Annotated in this window: 16 protein-coding genes; 3 read left to right on the forward strand and 13 right to left on the reverse strand. The window is 68.2% G+C overall.

What is annotated here, in order from left to right; translation table 11 throughout:
- Positions 1–74: 74 nt before the first annotated feature.
- Complete coding sequence (locus tag ME121_RS02550) at positions 75–1,628, reverse strand: ABC transporter substrate-binding protein (RefSeq protein ID WP_059408296.1); 1,554 nt, start codon at positions 1,626–1,628, stop codon at positions 75–77.
- A 1,012-nt stretch (positions 1,629–2,640) separates the two neighbouring features.
- Between ME121_RS02550 and ME121_RS02555 the strand changes: the two genes are divergently transcribed.
- Entirely contained in the window at positions 2,641–3,891 is a 1,251-nt protein-coding gene (locus tag ME121_RS02555) for a flavin-containing monooxygenase (RefSeq protein ID WP_059408297.1), read from the forward strand.
- A 69-nt stretch (positions 3,892–3,960) separates the two neighbouring features.
- Here the strand turns inward: ME121_RS02555 and ME121_RS02560 are convergent, their stop codons facing one another.
- The 12 genes from ME121_RS02560 to ME121_RS33165 all read right to left on the reverse strand — a co-directional run bounded on the left by ME121_RS02560 (position 3,961) and on the right by ME121_RS33165 (position 17,004).
- Positions 3,961–4,893 carry a 2-hydroxyacid dehydrogenase gene (locus ME121_RS02560; protein WP_089231064.1) on the reverse strand — a complete coding sequence of 311 codons (933 nt, stop codon included), beginning with the start codon at positions 4,891–4,893 and terminating at the stop codon, positions 3,961–3,963.
- On the reverse strand, positions 4,890–5,345 hold the full coding sequence (locus ME121_RS02565; protein ID WP_058607671.1) for a type II 3-dehydroquinate dehydratase: 456 nt from the start codon (positions 5,343–5,345) through the stop codon (positions 4,890–4,892). Before ME121_RS02565 ends, ME121_RS02560 begins: the two co-directional genes overlap by 4 nt.
- A 62-nt stretch (positions 5,346–5,407) precedes the next feature.
- Positions 5,408–6,355, reverse strand: a complete 948-nt coding sequence (locus ME121_RS02570; RefSeq protein ID WP_024829449.1) for a LysR family transcriptional regulator — start codon at positions 6,353–6,355, stop codon at positions 5,408–5,410.
- A 59-nt stretch (positions 6,356–6,414) separates the two neighbouring features.
- A complete protein-coding gene (locus ME121_RS02575) occupies positions 6,415–7,089 on the reverse strand; it encodes a DUF1028 domain-containing protein (protein WP_024829448.1) in 675 nt (224 codons plus the stop codon).
- The gene (locus tag ME121_RS02580) at positions 7,086–7,508 is read right to left on the reverse strand and encodes a RidA family protein (RefSeq protein WP_024829447.1); all 423 of its coding nucleotides are present in this window, start codon (positions 7,506–7,508) and stop codon (positions 7,086–7,088) included. The genes ME121_RS02575 and ME121_RS02580 overlap by 4 nt, the downstream gene beginning before the upstream one ends.
- Positions 7,509–7,789: 281 nt before the next feature.
- A complete protein-coding gene (locus ME121_RS02585; RefSeq protein WP_059408298.1) occupies positions 7,790–8,398 on the reverse strand; it encodes a glutathione S-transferase N-terminal domain-containing protein in 609 nt (202 codons plus the stop codon).
- Positions 8,395–9,621, reverse strand: coding sequence for an ABC transporter ATP-binding protein (locus tag ME121_RS02590; protein ID WP_059408299.1), 1,227 nt, complete (start codon positions 9,619–9,621; stop codon positions 8,395–8,397). Before ME121_RS02590 ends, ME121_RS02585 begins: the two co-directional genes overlap by 4 nt.
- On the reverse strand, positions 9,602–10,420 hold the full coding sequence (locus ME121_RS02595; protein ID WP_059408300.1) for an ABC transporter permease: 819 nt from the start codon (positions 10,418–10,420) through the stop codon (positions 9,602–9,604). The genes ME121_RS02590 and ME121_RS02595 overlap by 20 nt, the downstream gene beginning before the upstream one ends.
- Complete coding sequence (locus ME121_RS02600) at positions 10,420–11,283, reverse strand: ABC transporter permease (RefSeq protein WP_059408301.1); 864 nt, start codon at positions 11,281–11,283, stop codon at positions 10,420–10,422. Before ME121_RS02600 ends, ME121_RS02595 begins: the two co-directional genes overlap by 1 nt.
- Before the next feature lie 36 nt (positions 11,284–11,319).
- A complete protein-coding gene (locus tag ME121_RS02605) occupies positions 11,320–12,351 on the reverse strand; it encodes a polyamine ABC transporter substrate-binding protein (protein WP_089231062.1) in 1,032 nt (343 codons plus the stop codon).
- Positions 12,352–13,172: 821 nt separating this feature from the next.
- Positions 13,173–15,389: a TonB-dependent siderophore receptor gene (locus ME121_RS02610; RefSeq protein ID WP_059408302.1), complete on the reverse strand. Its 2,217-nt coding sequence runs from the start codon at positions 15,387–15,389 to the stop codon at positions 13,173–13,175.
- Between the two features lie 976 nt (positions 15,390–16,365).
- On the reverse strand, positions 16,366–17,004 hold the full coding sequence (locus ME121_RS33165) for a response regulator (RefSeq protein WP_139342574.1): 639 nt from the start codon (positions 17,002–17,004) through the stop codon (positions 16,366–16,368).
- A 628-nt stretch (positions 17,005–17,632) separates the two neighbouring features.
- On the opposite strand from ME121_RS33165, the gene ME121_RS02620 reads away from it, so the two are divergent.
- Positions 17,633–18,922 (forward strand): cystathionine gamma-synthase family protein, encoded by a 1,290-nt coding sequence (locus tag ME121_RS02620; protein WP_012320179.1) that lies wholly within the window; start codon positions 17,633–17,635, stop codon positions 18,920–18,922.
- A gap of 275 nt (positions 18,923–19,197) precedes the next feature.
- On the forward strand, positions 19,198–20,490 hold the full coding sequence (locus tag ME121_RS02625) for a YjgN family protein (protein WP_059408303.1): 1,293 nt from the start codon (positions 19,198–19,200) through the stop codon (positions 20,488–20,490).
- The last annotated feature ends 2 nt before the right edge of the window (positions 20,491–20,492 follow it).

Consider the following 20,492-nt stretch of genomic DNA (forward strand, 5'->3'; position numbering starts at 1 on the left):
GGCGGCTCGGGGTCGGACGGGGCCCCGCGATCGGGGCCGCTGGATGAGGCGTCGTGCGGGCCGGTCCGGCGCCGTCAGCGCTTGATCCACGCGTCGCGCAGCGAGTCGTTGAGACCGTTGGCGGTGGTGATCAGGTCCTGGACGTTGCACCGGTAGATGACCGGGAAGCGCAGATCGAGCAGCCACGCCACGGGCACGTCGGCCTGAACCGCCTTCTGGACCTCGTCGTAGAGATCCTGGCGCTTCTCGGCCGGCGTCGCCAGCGCCGCCTTGGCGAACAGCGCGTCCACGGTCGGGTTCGAGTAACCCTCGACGTTGTTCCAGGGATTGCCCTTGGAGATCTGCGAGGTGATGTAGTTCCGCTCGACGCCGAGGGCCGGGTCGCCGTTCTGGAACAGGAAGGTGAAGGCCATGTCGTAGTCCCATTGGGACACGCGCTGGTTCCAGCCCGCCACGTCGGTGGCCTGGATCTCGACGGGGATGCCGACCTCGCCGAGATTCTGCTTCACCGCCTCCGCCCAGCGCTGCCACGTCTCGCCGTAGGGAAGCGGCAGCAGCTTCAGCGGCTTGCCGTCGTAGTGCATCTCGGCGAGCAGCGCCTTCGCCTTCTTCGGATCGTGCGGATACTGCGGCTGGACGGACTTGTAGAACGGCGTCGTCCCGGCGATCGGACCGGTGGCGACCTTGCCGATCCCGTTCCACAGGACGTCGAGGGCGAACTGCCGGTCCATGGCGTACATGACCGCCTGGCGGAACCGCACGTCGTTCATCGGCGGCTTCCGGTTGTTGAGCCAGAGAAACGACAGGGGCGAGTCGAACTCCTGACCCTTCTGCGAGACGCAGGTGTTCTTCAGGGCCGTCAGCCGCGGCACGTCGAAATTCTCGACCGACCCGCCCGGCAGCACGTCGACCTTGCCGGTCTCGTAGGCAACGGCGCGCGAGGCGCCGTCCGGGATGACGTGATAGTAGATGTCCTGAAGATACGGCTTGCCCGCGAGATAGTAAGCCTCGTTCTTCACGAGGTGGATCGCGCTCCCCTTCCGCCAGCTCTCGAACTTGAACGGCCCGGTGCCGATCGGCCTGTCGTTCGCCGGGTTGGAGGCGTAGTCGGTACCCGCGTAGATATGTTTGGGCACCATCGGCATCACCCAGAAGGCGAAGCTGCGGATGAAGGGCTCGAAGGGCTCCTTGAGGGTGAAGACCACCGTGTGATCGTCCGGCGCACCGACATCGGCCACACGGGTCATCGTGTTCCTGTGACGCGGCTGCGTCTTCATCAGGAATTCGTTGACCGAGAACAGGACATCCGCGGAGCTGAATGGCTTTCCATCGTGCCACGTCACGCCTTGATTGAGGTGGAACGTGTAACGCAGTCCGTCAGGGGAGATATCCCAGCTCTTCGCGAGGGACGGCAACGGCTTGAGCTTGTCGTCGTAGCGCAGCAATCCTTCGTAGATCTGCCCGGCCACGAGCTGCGTCGGCGCGTTGGTCACGAGACCGAGCATCAGGCTGGGTGGTTCCGGCTGAACGATCAGGTTGGCGCGACCGCCCGAGACGGGCTGCGCCTGTCCGACAGATGGCAGGGCGAGAACCGATATCGTGAGCAAGGCTCGAAGAATGTTCGACATGAAAGCTCCGTACACTGCCACGACATGCGCGGAAAAATCGAACCCGTGAAAACCCTATTCGCTCTGATCTTGTCGTGCTCGAGATCTACTCTTCGCCGCCCGAAGGCCGGCGGCCTGACCCGAACGGGTGGGCGAGGCTGTCCCGCCCCCGGCGGCGCTTAGCGATATATCGGTATATCATTTCCGAATCAGTGATTTGTCAAACCGAGGCGGCGGAAAAAGACGTCACGCGGCGCCTCATTGTGCGTCACGGTCGCTCAAATATTGAGCCCGCAGGCTGGTGTGTTCAGGCGGGATCTATTCACTCTGAATCGCGCGGGAGACCAGCGACACTTGCTCGGTTCGGGCCCGCACCCCTGTCGGGGACGGATCCGTCCCTCACAGCATCCGGAATCGACAGGAAGGGACATTCGCATCCGGCAACGCGTGCCGGGCTGAGGTCTGCTTGGGAGCTGCCGGGGGCGACCGGCGAACCTCCCGACGGGCGCGGAGCAACCGGCTGATCCTGGCCGATACCGGTCTGTTCGCTGCGACGCCCGACCGTGAGCGAGTGGATGCTCGCTTGGCCCAGGCGCGAGTCGGAGAGTGCCCGAGAGGGGATCTTCGGAAGAACCGCATGCCGTCTCTAGGATCGAATGGGGCGCGGCGGATCGGCAGAGGCCGTCGCCGTCCTGGGTGCTCGCGAGCGGACGCGGTGAGATGAGGGCGCTCGGACGTTGCCGTGCGATCATCCGCTTTCGGCGACCGGTCGGGGTCGGTTGCCTCGGGATCTCAGCGCGCGCGCCCGCGCCGGCAGGACGACCGCGCACCGCAGACGTCAGCTCGGATGAGCAATTCGCATTTTCCGAAGCACACCATACGATAATCGTACTTCTCATCTGCGGCCCGTTCCAGCAGACCCGACTCACCAATCACCGTCGCCGACCCCGCGTACAGCAGGTCCAATCCGGCCGGTTCCGACGCCGCCGGCGGATCTCGTGATTGAAGAGTCTGCGAGCTTTCGGGAGCTGACATGGCAGTCGAAACCACCGACACCCTGGTCGTGGGAGCGGGCCAGTCGGGTATCGCGATGAGCGAGCATCTCAGCGCATTGAAGATCCCGCACATCGTGCTGGAGCGGAGCCGTATCGCGGAGAACTGGAGCTCCATGCGCTGGGACTCGCTCGTGGCGAACGGGCCGGCGTGGCACGACCGCTTCCCGAACCTGACGTTCGAGGATGTGCATCCGGACGCTTTTCCGGGCAAAGATCGCGTCGCGAGATACTTCAACGATTACGCCGCGATGATCGAGGCTCCCATCCGGACCGGCGTGGAGGTCAGGCTCGTCAGGCACAGCCAGGGTCGCCCCGGCTACACCGTGACGACGTCGGACGGCATCTTCGAGGCGCGGCGCGTCGTGGCCGCGACCGGGCCGTTCCAAGTGCCCTCGTTCCCGGACATCGTTCCCGGGGACGCGGCGGTCCATCAGTTACACTCCTCAGCGTACAAGAATCCGGGCCAGCTGGCGGACGGCGCCGTGCTGGTCGTCGGATGCGGCGCGTCCGGCTCGCAGATCGCGGAGGAGCTCTGCAAGGCTGGACGGCGAGTCTACTTGTCCGTGGGCGAGCACTACCGGCCGCCCCGCGCCTATCGCCAGCGGGACTACTGCTGGTGGCTGGGCGCGCTCGGCCTCTGGGACGAAGTCAAGTCGAAGCGCAAGAAGCGCCACGTCGCCTTCGCGGTGAGCGGCTACGAGGGCGGCCGGACCGTCGATTTCCGGCGCCTGGCGCATATGGGCGTCACGTTGGTCGGCGTGACCCAGGCTTACGAGAACGGCACGCTCCACTTCGCGGACGACCTCGTGCGGAACATCGCCGAGGGCGACGAGGCCTATTTCGAGGTCCTCCGGGACGCCGACGCCTATATCGTGCGCAAGGGCATGGACCTGCCGCCCGAGCCCGAGGCGTGGCAGCGCTACGAGGACCCGGACTGCCTCAAGGAGCCGATCCTCAGCCTCGACTTGGGCAGAGCCGGCATCGGCACCATCCTGTGGGCGACCGGCTTCCGGTACGATTTCAGCTGGCTCGACGTCGACGCGTTCGACGAGCAGGGCATGCCCCTGCACAAGCGCGGCGTCTCCGCGGAGAACGGCATCTACTTCCTCGGCCTGCCCGACCTGACCAACCGCGCCTCCGCCTTCATCTACGGCTGCTGGCAGGACGCGAAGCACATCGCCGACCACATCGTCATCCAGCGCAACTACGACGCCTATACCCGGGCCTGACGGGCCGGACCCGGGCCGGAGGCGCCGCAGGAAACGGGCGTCGGCCGTGAGATCGTCCGTGCCAGCCTCTCAGTAGCCCCGCGTCAGGTCCACGCGGTGCTCGGGCGCGCGGCCCGCGCGCACCCGGTGGATGTTCTCGGCGATCTGCCGGGCCGCGGAGGCGGGGATCGCCACCGAGGCGAGGTGCGGCGTGACGAGGACGCTCTCCATCCCCCAGAGCGGGTGTCCCGCCGCGAGCGGCTCGGTCTCGAACACGTCGAGCGTCGCCCCGCCGAGGTGGCCGGCCGCCAGAGCCGCAACGAGCGCCGCCTCGTCGATCACGGCCCCGCGCGACACGTTGATGAGTGCGGCACCCCGCGGCAGCGCAGCGATCTCGGCCGCTCCGACCAGGCGCCGGGTCTCAGGGGTCAGCGGCAGCATCACCACCAGGATCTCGCTCCGCGCGAGAAACGGGATCAGCGCGTCCGGTCCCGCGTGGCAGTCGACTCCGGAAAGCGCCTTCGGCGTGCGCGACCAGCCGGCGACGGAGAACCCCTGCCGCGCAAGTTCGAGCGCCGCCGCGCCGCCGAGCTCGCCGAGGCCCAGCACGCCGACCCGGATTTCCCGGGCCTCGCGCGGATGGACGTAGTGCCAGCGGCCGGCCCGCTGGGCCGCCTCGAAGGCCGGGATGTCGCGGGCGTAGCGCAGCACCGCGAACAGCACGTAGTGGGTCATCATCCGTGCCATCTCGGGGTCGGACAGGCGGGTGATCGGCACGTCGGGCAGGTCGTCCCGGCCGACGAGCGCGTCGGCGCCCGCGCCCAGGATGGTGACGAGCCGCAGGCCGGGATGCCGCGCGAAGAATCCGGCCGGCGGCTTCCAGACCAGCGCGTAGCGGACATCGTCCCCGGGCCCGATCTCGTCCGGCGTCCTGACGCGCACGTCCGGCAGCAGCGCCTCCAGCGCCGCGCGCCAGGGCTCGATCGGGTCGACGGCGCTCGCGAACACCAGGGTCTCGGTCACGCGCGGGCCTCCCGCACCAGGGTGGCGAGGGCGGTGATGGCCAGCTCGTAGCCGAGGCCGCCGAGCCCCGCGACCACGCCGGTCGCGGCCCGCGAGACGTAGGAATGGTGACGGAAAGGCTCCCGCTTCCAGATGTTGCTCATGTGAGCCTCGACGATGGGTCCGGGAAAGGCCAGCAGCGCGTCGAGGATCGCCACGGAGGTGTAGGTGAGCCCGGCCGCGTTGATGACGAGGCCCGCGGCCGTGCCCCGCGCCTCCTGGATCCAATCCACGAGCACGCCCTCGTGGTTCGACTGCCGGAAGTCGAGGCCGACCCCGACGCTCTCGGCGTGCCGCTCGCAGCGCGCCTTGAGCACGGGGAAGCTCTCCGTGCCGTAGGTGCCGCTCGGGTCGAGGCCGTACAGGTTGGCGTTCGGACCGTTCAGGAACAGGATCGGGATCGGCGCGGTCATCGGGCTTTCCTCGGGGATTTCCTCGGGACGTTCCTCGGGGGCTCGCCGCGCCGGGCAGGGCTTCAGCGCGGTACCCGCCGCTCGATGGCGGGCGCGACCATGCCGGGGATGTAGGCGTCCGAGATGAAGGCCCGGCAATGGGTCTCGAAGGCCTCCACGAGGCGCGAGCGGTTGAGCTGCTTCAGGCGCGCGAGGCCGATGCGCATCGGGCGATGCGTGCCGGCGAGCCGCACCCGCCGGAGCCGCTTCCCGTCGAGCGCGAGGTCGGAGCGCGGGCGCACGTTGAACAGGGTGTAGCCGTGGCCGTTGGCCACCATCGTGCGCACCACCTCCTGGTGGGCGGAGCGCGCGGCGATCTTCGGCTGCAGGCCCTCGGCCATGAACAGGGCGAGGAAGTACTCGCGGCTCAGCGGCAGGTCGAGGAGGATCATCGGCTCGTCCACGATGTCGGTCATCGCGACGGCGGCTTGCTCCGCCAGCGAGTGCCCCTCCGCCACCAGGACGTGCGGCGGCAGGTCGACGAGCGGGGTGAAGTGGATGTCGTCCGGCACGTGCAGGTCGTAGGTCAGCACGACCTCGGTCTCGGAGCGGCGCAGGCCGACGATGAGCTGTTCCTGGTCGCCCTCGACGTAGCGGATCTGCGTGGCCGGGAAGGCGGTGGTGAAGGCGTGGGCGAGTTCGGGCACCAGCATCGGCGCGAGCGTCACCATGCAGCCGAGCGAGAGGGGGCCCCGCACCTGTCCTCCCGCCTCGGACGCCAGGGTGTAGAGGCCTTCGGCCTGCTCCACGAGGGCCTTGGCTTCGCGCAGCACCTCGCGGCCGATCGGCGTCAGCGTGAGCCCCTGCGCGTGGTGACGGACGAAGAGCTGCACGGAGAGTTCCCGCTCCAGATGCGCGATGGCCGTCGAGATCGAGGGCTGCGAGATGTGGATGCGCTCGGAAGCGAGCGTGATGCTGCCGGTCTGGCCGGCGGCGATGAAGTATTCGAGCTGGCGCAGGGTGAACCGCATTCGCTGCCTTCAGCGAGCGGCCGGCCCGACCTCGATGCCGCCTCGCGTCCCGTCCTCGATCATAGGTCGCCCGGGACTCCGTAGCTCGGGGCCGAGACCGGGTCGAGGGCGCGGGTGACGTAGGCTTCGAGCTGCGGCCGGTAGAGGTCCCACAGCGCGGCGAGGCCGGCAATCGGGCAATCCTCCGTCCAGTCGACGCGCAGGTCCGCGACGGGCCACGCGACCTCGCGCACCAGCATCAGGCCGGCCGACCGCACCGGGCCGGCCTCCCCGCCGGCGGCGAGGGCCGCCCGCATCGCGACGAGCAGACGATCGCCGAGATGGCCGGACGTGCCGAGGAAAGCCTCGACCATGGCGGCGGGCACGCGCGCGTCGGCCAGCAGGTTGCCGCCGCAGGCGACGTTCTCGGCGCGCGCCTCGGCCCAGGTCCCGAGCGCCTTGGGCCCGGAATGGATCGCCGTGCCGCCAGCCGCGTCCACGACGAGCACTTGGCGGTACGCCATCGGGCCGCCGGTCCGCCGCAGGACGGCGACGGTCTCCTCGGCGTCGGCGCCGAGCGCCATCAGGTCCAGGGCGCGCCGGCCGAGCCGCGGGTCGGTCACGTTCTGGCTCGCGACCGCGCCGATCCCCGCACGGGCATGGGCGCACCGCGCCGCGACGGCGGGTGAGGAGGACGAGACCGCGACGCCGAACATGCCGGTCGACGCGCAGCGCGCCACGATCGAGAACGTCATGCCGCCTCCGGGATGACCGCGATGGCGTCGATCTCGACCAGCCACTCGGGCCGGGCGAGCGCGGAGACCACGATCCCGGTCGAGACCGGATGGACGCCCTTCAACCAGCGGCCGACCGTGCGGTAGACCGGCTCGCGGTAGCGCGGGTCGACGAGGTAGATCGTGATCTTGCAGATGTGCTCGAGCCGCGATCCGGCCTCTTCCAGCAGCATCGCGATATTGGCCATCGCCTTCTCGGCCTGACCGGCGGCGTCGCCGATCGCGACGCTCTCGGAGCTGTCGAGGTCCTGACCGATCTGGCCGCGCACGAAGACCATCTGGCCCCGGGCCACCACGGTCTGGCAGAGATCGTTGTCGAGCTGCTGCTCCGGATAGGTGTCGCGGGTGTTGAAGGGACGGATCCGCTTGTGGACGGTCATCGGGTCGTTCCTACCTCGGGCAAGAGCGCAGGCTGCCTGTCGCCGTGGCGCCGAGGGGCGCCCCGAGAACAGGGCGGCCCGCCATGGCAGGCAGAGGGCACGCACCCGGCCGCGCGACGTGTCGGGATCGAACGGTGGCGCCCGCCTTCAGGCTTGAGCGCATTGAGGATAGCAATCCGGTCGGTCTCAACAACAAGCACTTGCTGGGGTCGTAGTTCGGAAAATCCGAAGCCGCCGAGGGCTCCGGGGGCGGGCGCGAGCGCCGCGTTCGAGGTCGCGCATCAATCCTCGGGCTTCGTGCGCTGCATCGACGGACGCCGCGCGAACGCCTCGTACCACGCGGCCGCAGCGGGCCGTCCGGTGCGCCATCCGAGGTCGGGAAAGCGGAAATCGAGGTAGCCGAGGGCGCAGGCCGTGGCGACCGTGCCGATGTCGAGCGCGTCCGCAGGCCCGACGCGGGTCGCCTCGATCCGGTCGAGGGCGCCGGCGACCTTCGCGATCTGCCCCACCTCCCAGGCATCCCAGCGCGACGAGGCCGGCCGCATCACGCGCTCGTAGCGGAGCAGCAGCGCGGCATCGAGCAGCCCATCGGCGAGGGCTTGGTGGGCGAGCGCGTCCCAACGGGCCTCCCCCTCCGGGAAGAGGCGAGGACCGACGGAGCGCGCGTCGAGGTACTCGCAGATCACCCGGCTGTCGAACAGCGCGGTTCCATCCGCCAGCACCAGGGCCGGGATCTTGCCGAGCGGGTTGTGGCCCACCGTCTCGGGATTGCGTTCGGTCGGCGTGGCCGTGACCGGAACGATCTCGATCGCCTCGGCCTGACCGGTCTCGTGGGCCAGGACCAGGACCTTGCGGACATAGGGCGAGGTTCGCGCGTAGAGGAGCTTCATCGGGCCGGATCGTCCTGTCCCGAGCCCGTCCGGCCCGCTTGTCCATTCGGGCTACCCGGCTCGGCCGGGAAGGCGACGAGGCCTGCCTGCGGCACGAGCAGGGCCACCGGCGATCCGGGGGCGTAGGTGGCGAGCGCCCCGTGCCCCGGCATCCGCACCACCACCCGCCCGCCGCTCATGGGACCGGAACGGAGGTCGGCGTGCAGGTCGATATGCAGGTCGATGTGCGAGCCCTGGTAGACGAGGGCCGCGACCCGGGCCGGCAGGGTGCCGCTCTCGCCCGCCGGGCGCACGCCGAGGTGATCCGGCCGCACGAACACGTCGACCGCGGCGCCGGTCGCACAGTCCCGCAAGGTGTCGGCCTCGACCTCGCGGCGCAGGTCACCGACCGCGACCGTCGCGCGCTCGCCCGCCCGCGCTTCGAGGCGGCCGGGCAGGAGGTTCACGTCGCCGATGAAGCCCGCCACGAAGCGGTCCTGCGGGTGACGGTACACCTGATCCGGCGTGCCGATCTGCCGGACGCGACCGGCCGACATCACGACGATCCGGTCCGACATGCTCAGTGCCTCGCCCTGGTCGTGCGTGACGAAGACCGTCGTCACGCCGAGCCGGCGCTGGATCTCCTTCAGCTCGACCTGCATCGCCCCGCGCAAGTTCTTGTCGAGCGCCGAGAACGGCTCGTCGAGGAGCAGGACCTTCGGGCGGATGACGAGGGCGCGGGCGAGCGCGACGCGCTGCTGCTGGCCGCCGGAGAGTTGCCGGGGCGAGCGGTCCGCGAAGCCCGAGAGCTTCACGAGGGCGAGAACCTCCTCCACGCGCGCGGCGATCTCCCGTCTCGGCACGCCGCGCACGCGCAGACCGTAGCCGACGTTCTTCGCGACGCTCATGTGCGGGAACAGGGCGTAGTTCTGGAAGACGATGCCGACCTCGCGCTCGTAGGGCGGAGTGGCGGTCACGAGGTCGTCCCCGATGAAGATCTCGCCCGCATCCGCCTCCAGGAAGCCCGCCATCAGGTTGAGCAGGGTGGTCTTGCCGCAGCCCGAGGGTCCGAGCAGCGTCAGGAACTCGCCCTGCTCCACCTGCAGCCAGCTCTCCTCCAGCGCGGTGACCGCGCCGAAGCGCTTGACCACGCCGTCGAGGCGGACCGCCGGTCTTGCCCGGGGCGCCGCGGCCGTGGCGGGCCGGGGTCCCGCCGCGGTGAGATCAAGAGCCTTGCTCAACATTCAGAACCTTGCCGAGCCCGAGGAACGTGTTGGCGATGATCAGGGCGAGGGCCGTGACCGCGATGTAGATCACCGAGACGGCCGCGAGCGTCGGGTCCGCGAACTCGCGGACGTAGCCGTACATCGCCACCGGCAGGGTCTGGGTCGCCTGCCCCGTCACGAAGAGCGAGGCGGTGAACTCGTTGAAGGACAGGATCGCCGCGAACAGCCAGCCGCTGGCGAGGCCGGGCGCGAGGAGCGGCAGGGTCACGGTGGTGAGCACGCGGCCCGGCCGGGCGCCGAGGCTCGCGGCGGCCAGCTCCAGCCGCTCGTCAATGTTCTGCAGCGAGATGTAGACCGAGCGGATCACGAAGGGCAGCACCACCACGACGTGGGTGAGGACCACGACGGAGAAGCCCCGCGCCGCACCGATGCCGGTGGCCAGGACCAGGAGGCCGAGGCCGATGGTGAAGTGCGGCACGATCAGCGGCGAGAGCAGCACGCCCTCCAGCGCCGCCTTGAAGCGGAAAGCGTATCGCTTCAGGGCGATCGCGAAGCCGGTGCCCACGGCGAGCGCGAGCGTGGAGGCCCAGGCGGTGACGACGAGGCTGTTCCACAGGCCCGTCTGGAAATCCCGGTAGGTCAGGGCCCGGGTGAACCAGCGCGTCGAGTACTTGGCCGGCGGGAAGCTCAGGATCGCCCGGTCGTTGAACGCGGCGAGCGTCACCACGAAGGCCGGCAGCACGATGAAGGCGAGGATCAGCCCGACGAGGACCCTGCCGGAGATCCCGAGGAGCCGGGTGCGGAGGCCGCGGCGCATCAGTGGCCTCCGAGGGCTTCGAGCGGGCGGGCGCAGCGGCGCACGAGCCACATCGTTCCGAGCGCCAGGACCAGGCCGGCGAGGCTCAGGGACGCCGCGACCGGGAAATTGAAGGAGGACAGGCCGAGCTGGTAGACCAGCGTCGAGACGACCCCGACCTTTCCGCCGCCGATCACCTGGGGCGTCGCGAAGGCGCTGAACGTCCAGGCGAAGGCGGTGGTGAAGCCCGCCACCACGCCGGGCATCGAGAGCGGCAGCGTCACGGTGAGGAACGTGCGCACCGGCCCGGCGCCGAGGCTCTGGGCCGCGCGCTCGTAGTCGCGGTCGATATGCGCGAGGGCCGCGGCCAGCATGATGACCATCACCGGCAGCGTGACGTGCACGAGGGCGATGATCACCCCGAGCTCGGTGAACATGAGCTGGATCGGCCGCTCGATCAGGCCGAGCTGGCGCAAGGTGGCGTTCACGAAGCCGGAATTGCCGAGCACCACCGTCCAGGCATAGGTGCGCACCACCTCGCCGAGGAAGAGCGGGGTCACCGCGACGATCAGGATGACGGACTTCAGCAGCAGCGAGCGGGTGCGCACCAGGGCGTAGGCGACGGGGTAGCCGACGACCAGGGTGATCAGCGCCGTCTCGAAGCAGATCAGCACCGTGTCGCGCAGCGCCCGGAGCACGATCGGGCGGCCGAGATCGGAGAAGTTCTCCAGCGTGAGACCGCCGACGTCGAGGGATCCCGGCACGTAGGCGTGCAGGCTGTAGCGCAGGATCGCCGCCATGGCGGCCACGATGGCGGCGGCGACCAGCACCGCCGGCGTCACGAACAGCGGCAGGAAGGGCCGGCGGCGGATCGCGGGTGTCATGAGGCTTCCCGTCGAGCGAGGCGCATGGCGCGGGCCCTAGCGCGCCATGATGTTCTCGGCGAACCACTTGCGCCAGAGCGCGGTCTTCTCGGCCCGGAGCTTCGGGTCGATGTTGATCGCCTGGGTCTTCCACTGCTCGGCGGTGGTGAACACACCCGGCAGCTTGGCGATCTCGGGATCGACCTTGGCGTTGGTGACGGTCGGGCTGCCCTTCTTCAGCTGCGCGATCTTGGCCTGTACTTCGGGATCGAGAGCGATGTTGATGAACTTGTAGGCGAGCTCAGCCTTCTTGGAACCCTTGTTGATCGCGACCGTGTCGATGCCGAGAACCCCACCCTCCTTCGGGATCACCACGGTGACCGGCACGTCCTGGCCCTTCATGTAGTAGGCGTTCATGGTCAGCACGACCTGAACGGGCGTCTCGCCGGTGGCGATCAGCTGCTGGCTGTTGGCATCGTTGGTGTAGAAGGCCCGGAAGTTCGGCTTCAGCGCCTCCAGCTTGGCCTGCCCCTTCTCCCAGGTCGCCGGGTCGCCGCCCGAGAGCAGCGCCGAGACGGCGATGATGTGGCTCGGGTCGAAATCGGGCGCGGCCAGGCTGTTCTTGAGCTTCGGGTCCCAGAGATCGGCCCAGGAGCCGAAGGTCATGCCCTTGGGCGTCAGGTCCGCGCGGTAGCCGATCGTGTAGACGTAGCCCCAAGTGCCGAGATGCGCCGGGCTGACCCGGGCCTGCTCGACGAGGTTCGCCGCGTTCGGGATCTTGGCCATGTCGAGCGTCTCGAACAGGCCGTCATTGACGTAGAGCCAGCCGACATGGGCGGTCGTGAAGGTCACATCGCTCTCGGGCGCGTCCTTGGCGAGCTTGGCCTTGTTGAGCCGGTCGATGGTACCGCCGGTGATGTACTCGACCTCGGCGCCGGTCTCCGCCTTGAACTTCGTGGCGATGGCCTCGTCGATCAGATCGCGGAAGCTGCCGCCCCAGGTGCTGACGACGAGCTTCTCGGCCGCCCGCACCGGGATGATGGATGCGACCAGGGCGGAGGCCGCGAGGAGCGGGGTCAGAAGACGCATCACGTCGACAGTTCCTTTCTCTGCAGTACCGCGCGCCGAGCAAATCGAATGCCAGAGATGTATTTTATCCTGGAGAAACTGTTCCGGTTTCGATCGAGATTCGCTCCGTCAGAGCGCGGTCTCGATTTTCGATCATTTTACGCCGATCGATCATCCAAGCGCCCCCTCCCGGAAACGGCCGCACGGACTATCGGCGCCTATCCCGGACATGTCTCTCCGGACGCGGGCGCTGCGTCTGCCTCGAGCTTCTGCGTCACGCCCGCTCAGGACGTCCTGCCGACGTCACGTGGAGAGCTGTTCGTCCTCAACCCGAGCAGATCTCGATAGGAAAGGCTAAATGGCCGCACCCGCTCATCAAGCACGATTTCCGGAAGCGTCTGGATCGGAAATCCTGAGGCAGACGACGATCGGGTTCGGATCGCGCTCGAGGCCGCGGTCAGGATGTGGAGAACCGTCGGTCGACGGCGCGAATGTCGCGGTGGCCGCACAGCGCCCTTGTGGGGCCGAACGCCGGGCGGCCTATCGCCGGCGACCTGGCGACACCCGCCTGAGCGTAGCCGCCCGACCCGCCAGGAAGGCCGGGTCGGTCATTCGGCGCGTGTAGATCGGAGCCTCATCGCCGGGGCCCGCGCCCTCCGGCGTATCGGAGCGCCTCAAGACCTGCGCCGTCGATGAGTGATCCAGCGGTCGCAGATCGCCCGGGCGGACGTCGATCCGCGCCCCCGCCATCGCGATCGTGGCCCGCCGCGCGGCGGGCCACGATCGTCGTGTCCTCCTGGAGGCCGGGCCTCGGAACACGCAGGCGCCGGAGATGGACGCTCTCACCAGCGATAGATCAGGCTACCGATGACTCGTGCCGGCTGGTTGAAGTTGCAGAACCCGAACGAGCAGGTCGTGTAGTTACGGTCGAAGATATTGTAGGCGTTGATCTGCGCCCGGAAGCCCTTGTACTTCGGATCCAGCGCCGCGAAGTCGTAGGCGACCAGCGCGTCGTAGAGGGTGACCGCGGTGTTGCGCACCGTGTTCTGGTCGTCGGCGAAGCTGGATCCGATGAAGCGGATGCCGCCGCCGATCTGCAGACCGCGCAGGGCCGAGGAAGGCGGGAAGGCGTAGGTCAGGAACGACGCGTAGGTGTCGCTGGGGATGCCGGACACGCGGTTCCCGGCGATCGGCTGACCGGTGGCCGAGACCGAGTTCACGAACCGGATGTCGACGTGTGTGTAGGCGATCGTCAGGTTCGTGCCCGGCGCGAGGTTGGCCGTGGCCTCGGCCTCGAAGCCCGTCGAGCGCACGGCGCCGCCGGCGGTCTGGAACGCGAGGTTGCCCGCGTCGGGGATCAGGATGTTCGACTGGTTGATGTCGAAGCCGGCGAACGCCGTCTGGATATTGGTGCCGGGGATCAGGTACTTGACCCCGGCCTCGATCTGGTCGCCCGTGGCGGGCTTGAACGCCTGCCCGTTCCGGTCGATGCCCACCTGCGGCGTGAAGGTCGTGGCGTAGCTGGCGTAGGGCACCAGCCCCGGTGCCAGGACGTAGCCCAGGCCGACCCGGCCCGTGAAGGCGCTGTTGTCCTGACGTGAGACCGCGCTGTCCGGCGTCGCGTAGTTGTTCTGGAAGACCCAGTCGTGCCGCCCGTTCAGCGTCAGGATGAAGTTTCCGAACTTGGCTTGATCCTGCAGGTAGACACCGATCTGGTCCTGGCTCTGGCGCGACGCGGGCGCCAGGGGGGGCGTCGGGATGAACTGCTGGCCGTAATTCCGCGTGACGAGGTTGAGGTCCGGAGCCAGCCCGAACCCGAAGCGGGCGCTCAGGCTGTACCGGGCGTAGTCGACGCCGCCGACCACGGTGTGCGCGACCGGGCCTGTAGCGAAGCGGGCTTCCAGCTGGTTGTCCAGCGTCTGCTGCACCAGGCCCTCGCGAATGTAGCCCGTATCGCGCGTGCCGATCGTGCGTGCTTCGTTGATGTTGTTGATGTCGACGTACTTGGCGCTCAGGAAGAGCCCGTAGTGCCGGAAATTCTGGCGAAAAATGAGGTCCGGCGTGATGAAGTGCTCGAAGGCGTAGCCGACCCGGTACTGCGTCTGATCGAGGCCGATGAAGCGCGGGTCGCCCTGGTAGAACTTGGACACCCGAAAGCCCGGGTCATTGTAAAAGAACGTCGCCGCCGGCGTATTCGTGACCTGAAACTCGCTGAGGAACGTGAATGTGGTATCGGCCGACGGTTTCCAGGTGAACGCGGGAGCGAGATAGAGCTGGTCGTCGGTCGTGCCCAGACCGATGAAGGTGCCCGCCTCGCGGCGCACGCCGGTGAGACGGTAGGCCATGGTGCCGCCCGAACCCTCGATCGGCCCCCCGACGTCGAAGTTGCCCTGGAAGCGGTCGAAGCTGCCGGCTTGGAACTGCACCTCGCCGAACGGCGCGAAGACGGGACGCTTGGTCGTGATGTCGAGGATGCCGCCGGGCGAGCCGAGGCCGTAGAGGCCGGAGGCGGGCCCGCGCAGGATGGTGAGCGCCTCCGCGCCGTAGGGCTCGCTTTTCGGGTAGGCGAAGCCGGTCCCGATCACGCGCAACCCGTCTCGGTAGATTCCCTGATTGGTCAGCACGTCGAAGCCGCGGATGAAGATCTGATCGAACCGCGGATCGAAGCCGGACCGGGCGGATACGGCGCCGGGGACGTAGTTGACCGCGTCGGTGAAGGTCTGAACGTTGCGGTCGTTCAGCTGCTCGCGGGTGACCACCGACACGGACTGGGGGACCTCGATCAGCGGCGTGTTGGTTTTCGTTGCGGTCGTGGCGACCCGGGCGGTGTAACCGGTGATCCCGGACGGACCGCCACCGCCGCCGCTGGTGCTTGCCGTACCGCCGTCGCCCCCGCTCACGTTGAGGCCGCCCGAGCCCGTCAGGCCGGGGGCGGAATTGCCGGGCGACGCCGCTTCGACCGAGATCTCGTTGAGCTGAACGGAGCCGTCCTGCGCCCTCGCGGGCCCGGCGAGAGCAGTGGTGGCGAGGAGGAGGGTGAGGAGCGAGCGATACGACATAGATCACGCTGACGAGCGCCTCCGGCGGCGCAGTGCCCACGTGTTCGCCGTTCACGGATCGTTGATCAAGCCGAAAACGTGTTATAGATCACACACTTACAACGATTCAAAAGTGAATTTATTCTAAGGTATGGATTACCGGCCGAGGTTTTACAGCGCCGGAACCGAGTTGTGCTCGGATGTGCTGCGCGCAGCGCGCACCTTTCGACACGCGAGACGGCATATTGCGCAGGATCGCGAGCGGCGCGCAGCAGGATCTCCGATCCCCGGCGTCGAACAAACGTCCGTTCACCGCCCCGAGCCGAGGTTGCCGAACGGCCGGTGGTGGCTGCTTTCGAGATCCGCCCCCTGACCAGCGGCCGGTGGTGCAAGGGTCTCGGGCGCAGGTCCGACGACAGCGCATGCTCGGCGATCGGCCCGGTCCGGCCGCTAGCGGCCGGTCCGGGTCGCGGCAGGGCGGCCGCAGGGGACGCCCTCGACGCTTCCCGAGAGCGTCGATCCGTCGGCCGCCGCGCGACTTCGCATCGGGGCTGACGACCAGCGTCGAGAGCACGCCCATTGGCTGATGCGCGCCGAGCGTCCGGACCGCCTGCGATTAGGCGCTCCAGCCAGACCGGCGTAGGATGTCGCGATCACCAGCCGGTTCTCGAACCCGTGGGCGCTGGTGGCTGAGAGATACGTGTGCTCCCGCCTGCATGACGCGGAGCAGCCTCTTGGCAAACTCGTCCCCCAAAGCTCGACTGTCGGCTGGATACGATCAGTGGCTCCTGGAGACCTCGTTGCAGGCGATCCGACGCTCACGGACGTTGCTGGATCAGACGGAGCATCTCGTTCGTCGCCCCGACCCTCCGCCGTCCATCAATTGTTCCGAGCTCAGCGACGACGACGTGAATTCCCCGAATCCTGAAGGCGACGCCACGAGCAGCGTCACGCCTGCTCCTCGCGCTAGGTAGAATTCGACGCTACCCGCCCGGGATCAAAGCGCACCAGCTTGTATCAGGCGAAGTTCGTCAAGAAATTTCGCACGGGTGTCTTCCAGGGCGGAAAGACTATTCAACAGCTCCTCCAGCAATTCTTCGGCAAGATTGAGGCTGTGCCGCATGCCTCGGAATCGAGCAACCCGCTCTCGCTGTTGAGCGACGCGCCGCTCTCCTGCTTGGATATGTCGGCTCACCGCCCCCAGCCTTGTCAGCGCCCGATAGAGCTTGCTCTCGAAGGTGCCCTCTAGAAGCTGGCTGAGGCCGCAGATCAGCCTGTGATCTGAATGGGGCTTTCCGATGTTGAGGCAGTCTCGATATTCTTCCGGGATCTGCGATAGCGGATGGGCGCTCGCGAATATATAAGGTATTCCGGCCCAATCGAGGCGTTTGGCGATTGGATAGCTTCTCTTCCCGTCCTGAAGGTCGATGTCGAGAACGGCCGAATCGATGCGATCGATACTCCGATCGAGCGATGACATGGCATGTTCGACGTTCGACCAGGGCCCCTCGATGGTTGCACCATGTGTGCGCAGGCAGTCTTTGACGTGTGCTGCGGCAAAATAATCATCTTCCACGACTAGAATATGGCGACCTATCAGCGCCTTTTGGTCGAAAAACATGGTCTTCTGCCGCACGGAAAGATCACATGCTCGCGTCTCTCGCGGTAAAATTCCATCACTTGGATCATACCTGATCGGGCAGCGACAACGTGACCGCGGGTGAAAGGACGGGGCTGAAGCGCGATAGGGGGTCAGCGGGTCGCTATCGAAGGTCGTGAAAGGCTGCGATGAGCCGCGGTCGCGAACTCATGGAGCGCGCGGCGAGGCCCGGACCGCCGCGAGCTCGACGCTTGCCGGGACGTTAGCGGGATCCTCGCCGAAGCGGGTGTCGACGGCACGGCATCCAGGCGCGGGCGATTCAGGAGGCGCCCGACCTGCCCCTCGGGCAGTATCTCGGCCCGGCAGCCTATCGGAACGAACTCCGCGACGCGGTCGAGAACCGGTCCGTGCTCCGGAACGTGTGCCGAACACTTTGAATGTAAATCATCGTGAAATTTAATATCACTCTGCAGACCAAGCAATCGGTCGGAACGTTTCCAGATCGGCTCAAGACCGGAGTCGAGATTGATCGAGCTCGCGGGCACGCATTAAACTGCCCCTGCGCCCGTACGGGAAGATCGGCACGGCTGTGCCGTGCTCCCGCACCCGGAGCGCATCCGGGCTGTCCAGCTCCGCGCTGGCGTCCTGTCGGAGCGAGGTCAGCATGTCGGACGACCGCTACCACAAGAAGGAACTCGGCAACCGCCCGCTCCATCCCGAGACGCTGATGCTCGGCTACGGCTACGATCCGGCCCTGTCCGAGGGTGCGGTGAAGCCGCCGGTCTTCCTGACATCGACGTTCGTCTTCACCTCCGCCGAGCACGGCAAAGCCTTCTTCGACTACGTCTCCGGGCGGCGCGAACCGCCGGTCGGCGAGGCGGCGGGGCTGGTCTACTCGCGCTTCAATCATCCGAACAGCGAGATCGTCGAGGATCGGCTGGCCGTCTTCGAGGAAGCCGAGGCGGCGCTGGTCTTCTCCTCCGGCATGTCGGCGATCGCCACCACGATCCTGGCGTTCGCCCGGCCCGGCGACGCGATCCTGCACTCGCAGCCCCTCTACGGCGGCACCGAGACGCTGATCGCCAAGACCCTGGCCGGGTTCGGCATCGCGCCGTTCGGGTTCTCGGACGGGACCGACCCGGCGAGCGTGCGCGCCGCGGCCCACCGGGCGGCCGACGCGGGACGGGTCAGCGTCGTCATGGTCGAGACCCCCTCGAACCCGCTCAACACCCTCGTCGACCTCAGCCTTGTCCGCGCGGTCGCCGAGGAGATCGGTGCCCGGCAGGGCGGCGCGGCGCCGATGGTGGTCTGCGACAACACCCTGCTCGGGCCCCTCTTCCAGCACCCGCTGCGCGAAGGCGCCGACATCTCGGTCTACTCCCTGACCAAGTATGTCGGCGGCCACTCGGACCTGATCGCCGGCGCCGCCCTCGGCTCGGCGGCGCGGATGAAGCCGGTGCGGCTGCTGCGCTCGGCGATCGGGACCGGTCTCGACCCGCATTCCTGCTGGATGCTCGGGCGCTCGCTCGAGACCCTGTCGCTGCGCATGAGCGCCGCGAACCGCAACGGCGAGATCGTCGGCCGGATGCTGGCGGAGCACCCGAAGGTGGCGCGCCTTCACCATCTCGCGCATCTCGAGCCCGGATCGCATCAGGCGCAGGTCTACGCCAGGCAGTGCGCGGCACCGGGCTCGACATTCTCGTTCGACATCGTCGGCGGCGAGGCCGAGGCGTTCCAGGTCCTCAACCACCTCCAGTTGTTCAAGCTCGCCGTCAGCCTCGGCGGGACGGAGTCGCTCGCCAGCCACCCGGCCTCCACGACCCATTCCGGCGTGCCGAAGGCGGTGCGCGACCGGCTCGGGATCACGGACGCGACGATCCGGGTGTCGATCGGGATCGAGCACCCGGACGATCTCGTCGCCGATCTGGCCGCGGCCCTCGCTGTCCTGGGCTGACGGCGCTCAGGCCGTGGCGGTCGCGCCGGTTCTGCGCCGCCGTCGAGCCGCTCCGGCCGAGCGCGACGCCTCCCTCACCGGGCCGGCTCGGCCGCGATAGCCTGCGATGACCGCCTCGAACCCGGAAGTCGCTCGTTGACGACGCCGCAGGTCTCGTGCGGTCGCCGCACGACATTGCGGGGACGGAATTGAATTGCGTCCGCGCGGAACTGGTCACCGCGGGTCTCACTTCGTAGTGTCCCGCCGCGAAATGCGACGGGACGATCGACGAATCCATGGATTCCGCAACCGGCACCGAGTTCGACGCGCGGAGCAGCGCTCCGGCCACGCGCGTGGCCGCCGTAACCTTCGATCCGCGGGTCGAGGGACTCACGTGGCTCGCGTTGAAGGGCTTTCTGCTCTCGGTGGTGACCTTCGGCATCTACCGGTTCTGGTACGTCACCAATCTGCGCCGCTTCTTCTGGGAGCGCACCGCGCTCGACGGCTCGCCCGCCGAGTACACCGGAACCGGCAAGGAACTGTTTCTGGGCTTCCTCGTCGCGCTCGCGATCCTGGTGCCGATCTACGTCGCGCTGTTCGCGGTCTCGCTCGTCGCGCCCGCGCTCGCCCCGTTCTCGGTGGTGATTTCCTTCGTGTTCCTGTTCCTCCTGGGCCAGTTCGCGATCTACCGCGGACGCCGCTACCGGGCGATGCGGACCCTGTGGCGCGGCATACGCCTCGGACAGGACGGCTCCGGGCTCGCCTACGCGGCGCGCGCGGGCGCTTGGTGGCTGCTCACGCTCGTCACCGTCGGCCTGGCCGTCCCGTTCATGCGGGCGAGCCTGGAGCGCTACCGCATCGGTCACACCCTGGTCGGCACCAGCCGGATGCACTCGACGGCGCGTGGACGCAGCGTGCTCGGCCCCTGGCTTCTGCTCTACGTGGTCGGGCTCGGGCCGCTGATCGGGCTCGGCATCGCCCTCCTGGCGGCGGCGGATTTCTCGCTGCCCAGCGACCTGCTGGTGCCGAAGCCCGGCGGCAGGGCCGGCGAGACGATCCTCAATCCCGCTTACGCGGCCTCGCATATCGGCGTCCTCCTCCGGACGATGGGCTTCGCGGCCGCGATCTGCGTGCCCGCGGCGCTGCTTCTGATCCCCTATTACCGCGCCCGGGAGACGCGGGCCTTCATGGCCGCCGCCGGCCTCGGTCACGCCCGCCTCGCCTCGAGCCTCAAGGCGCGCCAGTTCTACTGGCCCTACATCGTCTACATGCTGTCGCTTCTGGGCTTCCTCGTCGTGCTGGGCCTTGTCGCCGCGCTGCTGATCTTCGCCGCGCGGGCGGCGGGCGATCTCGGGATGCTCCACGGGCTCGTCGTCCTCATCTACCTCGTCGGCGCGCCGCTCTTCGCGGTGCTGTACGTGCGCGTGGTGCAGGCCCGGTTGTGGGCGGCGGTGGCGACGAGCACGACGGTCGTGGATCCCCGAGCCCTGGACAGTGTCCTCGCCTCGTCCCGCGGCGCCGGCAGCGGCCTGCAGGAGGGTCTCGCCGACGCGCTCGACGTCGGGGGCGCCCTCCAGATCGGCTTCTGAGA

The sequence above is a fragment of the Methylobacterium sp. ME121 genome (assembly GCF_000974725.1).
GTDB classification, from domain to species: Bacteria; Pseudomonadota; Alphaproteobacteria; order Rhizobiales; family Beijerinckiaceae; genus Methylobacterium; species Methylobacterium radiotolerans.

What these genes read in the sequence shown, in the direction of transcription:
- ME121_RS02625 (WP_059408303.1), top strand. Translation starts at nt 19,198, where the DNA reads ATGGATTCCGCAACCGGCACCGAGTTCGACGCGCGGAGCAGCGCTCCG.
- ME121_RS02620 (WP_012320179.1), top strand. Translation starts at nt 17,633, where the DNA reads ATGTCGGACGACCGCTACCACAAGAAGGAACTCGGCAACCGCCCGCTC.
- ME121_RS02605 (WP_089231062.1), bottom strand. Translation starts at nt 12,351, where the DNA reads ATGCGTCTTCTGACCCCGCTCCTCGCGGCCTCCGCCCTGGTCGCATCC.
- ME121_RS02565 (WP_058607671.1), bottom strand. Translation starts at nt 5,345, where the DNA reads ATGACCGCGCCGATCCCGATCCTGTTCCTGAACGGTCCGAACGCCAAC.
- ME121_RS02550 (WP_059408296.1), bottom strand. Translation starts at nt 1,628, where the DNA reads ATGTCGAACATTCTTCGAGCCTTGCTCACGATATCGGTTCTCGCCCTG.
- ME121_RS02570 (WP_024829449.1), bottom strand. Translation starts at nt 6,355, where the DNA reads ATGCGGTTCACCCTGCGCCAGCTCGAATACTTCATCGCCGCCGGCCAG.
- ME121_RS02580 (WP_024829447.1), bottom strand. Translation starts at nt 7,508, where the DNA reads ATGACCGTCCACAAGCGGATCCGTCCCTTCAACACCCGCGACACCTAT.
- ME121_RS02600 (WP_059408301.1), bottom strand. Translation starts at nt 11,283, where the DNA reads ATGACACCCGCGATCCGCCGCCGGCCCTTCCTGCCGCTGTTCGTGACG.
- ME121_RS02590 (WP_059408299.1), bottom strand. Translation starts at nt 9,621, where the DNA reads ATGTTGAGCAAGGCTCTTGATCTCACCGCGGCGGGACCCCGGCCCGCC.
- ME121_RS02585 (WP_059408298.1), bottom strand. Translation starts at nt 8,398, where the DNA reads ATGAAGCTCCTCTACGCGCGAACCTCGCCCTATGTCCGCAAGGTCCTG.
- ME121_RS02595 (WP_059408300.1), bottom strand. Translation starts at nt 10,420, where the DNA reads ATGCGCCGCGGCCTCCGCACCCGGCTCCTCGGGATCTCCGGCAGGGTC.
- ME121_RS02555 (WP_059408297.1), top strand. Translation starts at nt 2,641, where the DNA reads ATGGCAGTCGAAACCACCGACACCCTGGTCGTGGGAGCGGGCCAGTCG.
- ME121_RS02610 (WP_059408302.1), bottom strand. Translation starts at nt 15,389, where the DNA reads ATGTCGTATCGCTCGCTCCTCACCCTCCTCCTCGCCACCACTGCTCTC.
- ME121_RS02575 (WP_024829448.1), bottom strand. Translation starts at nt 7,089, where the DNA reads ATGACGTTCTCGATCGTGGCGCGCTGCGCGTCGACCGGCATGTTCGGC.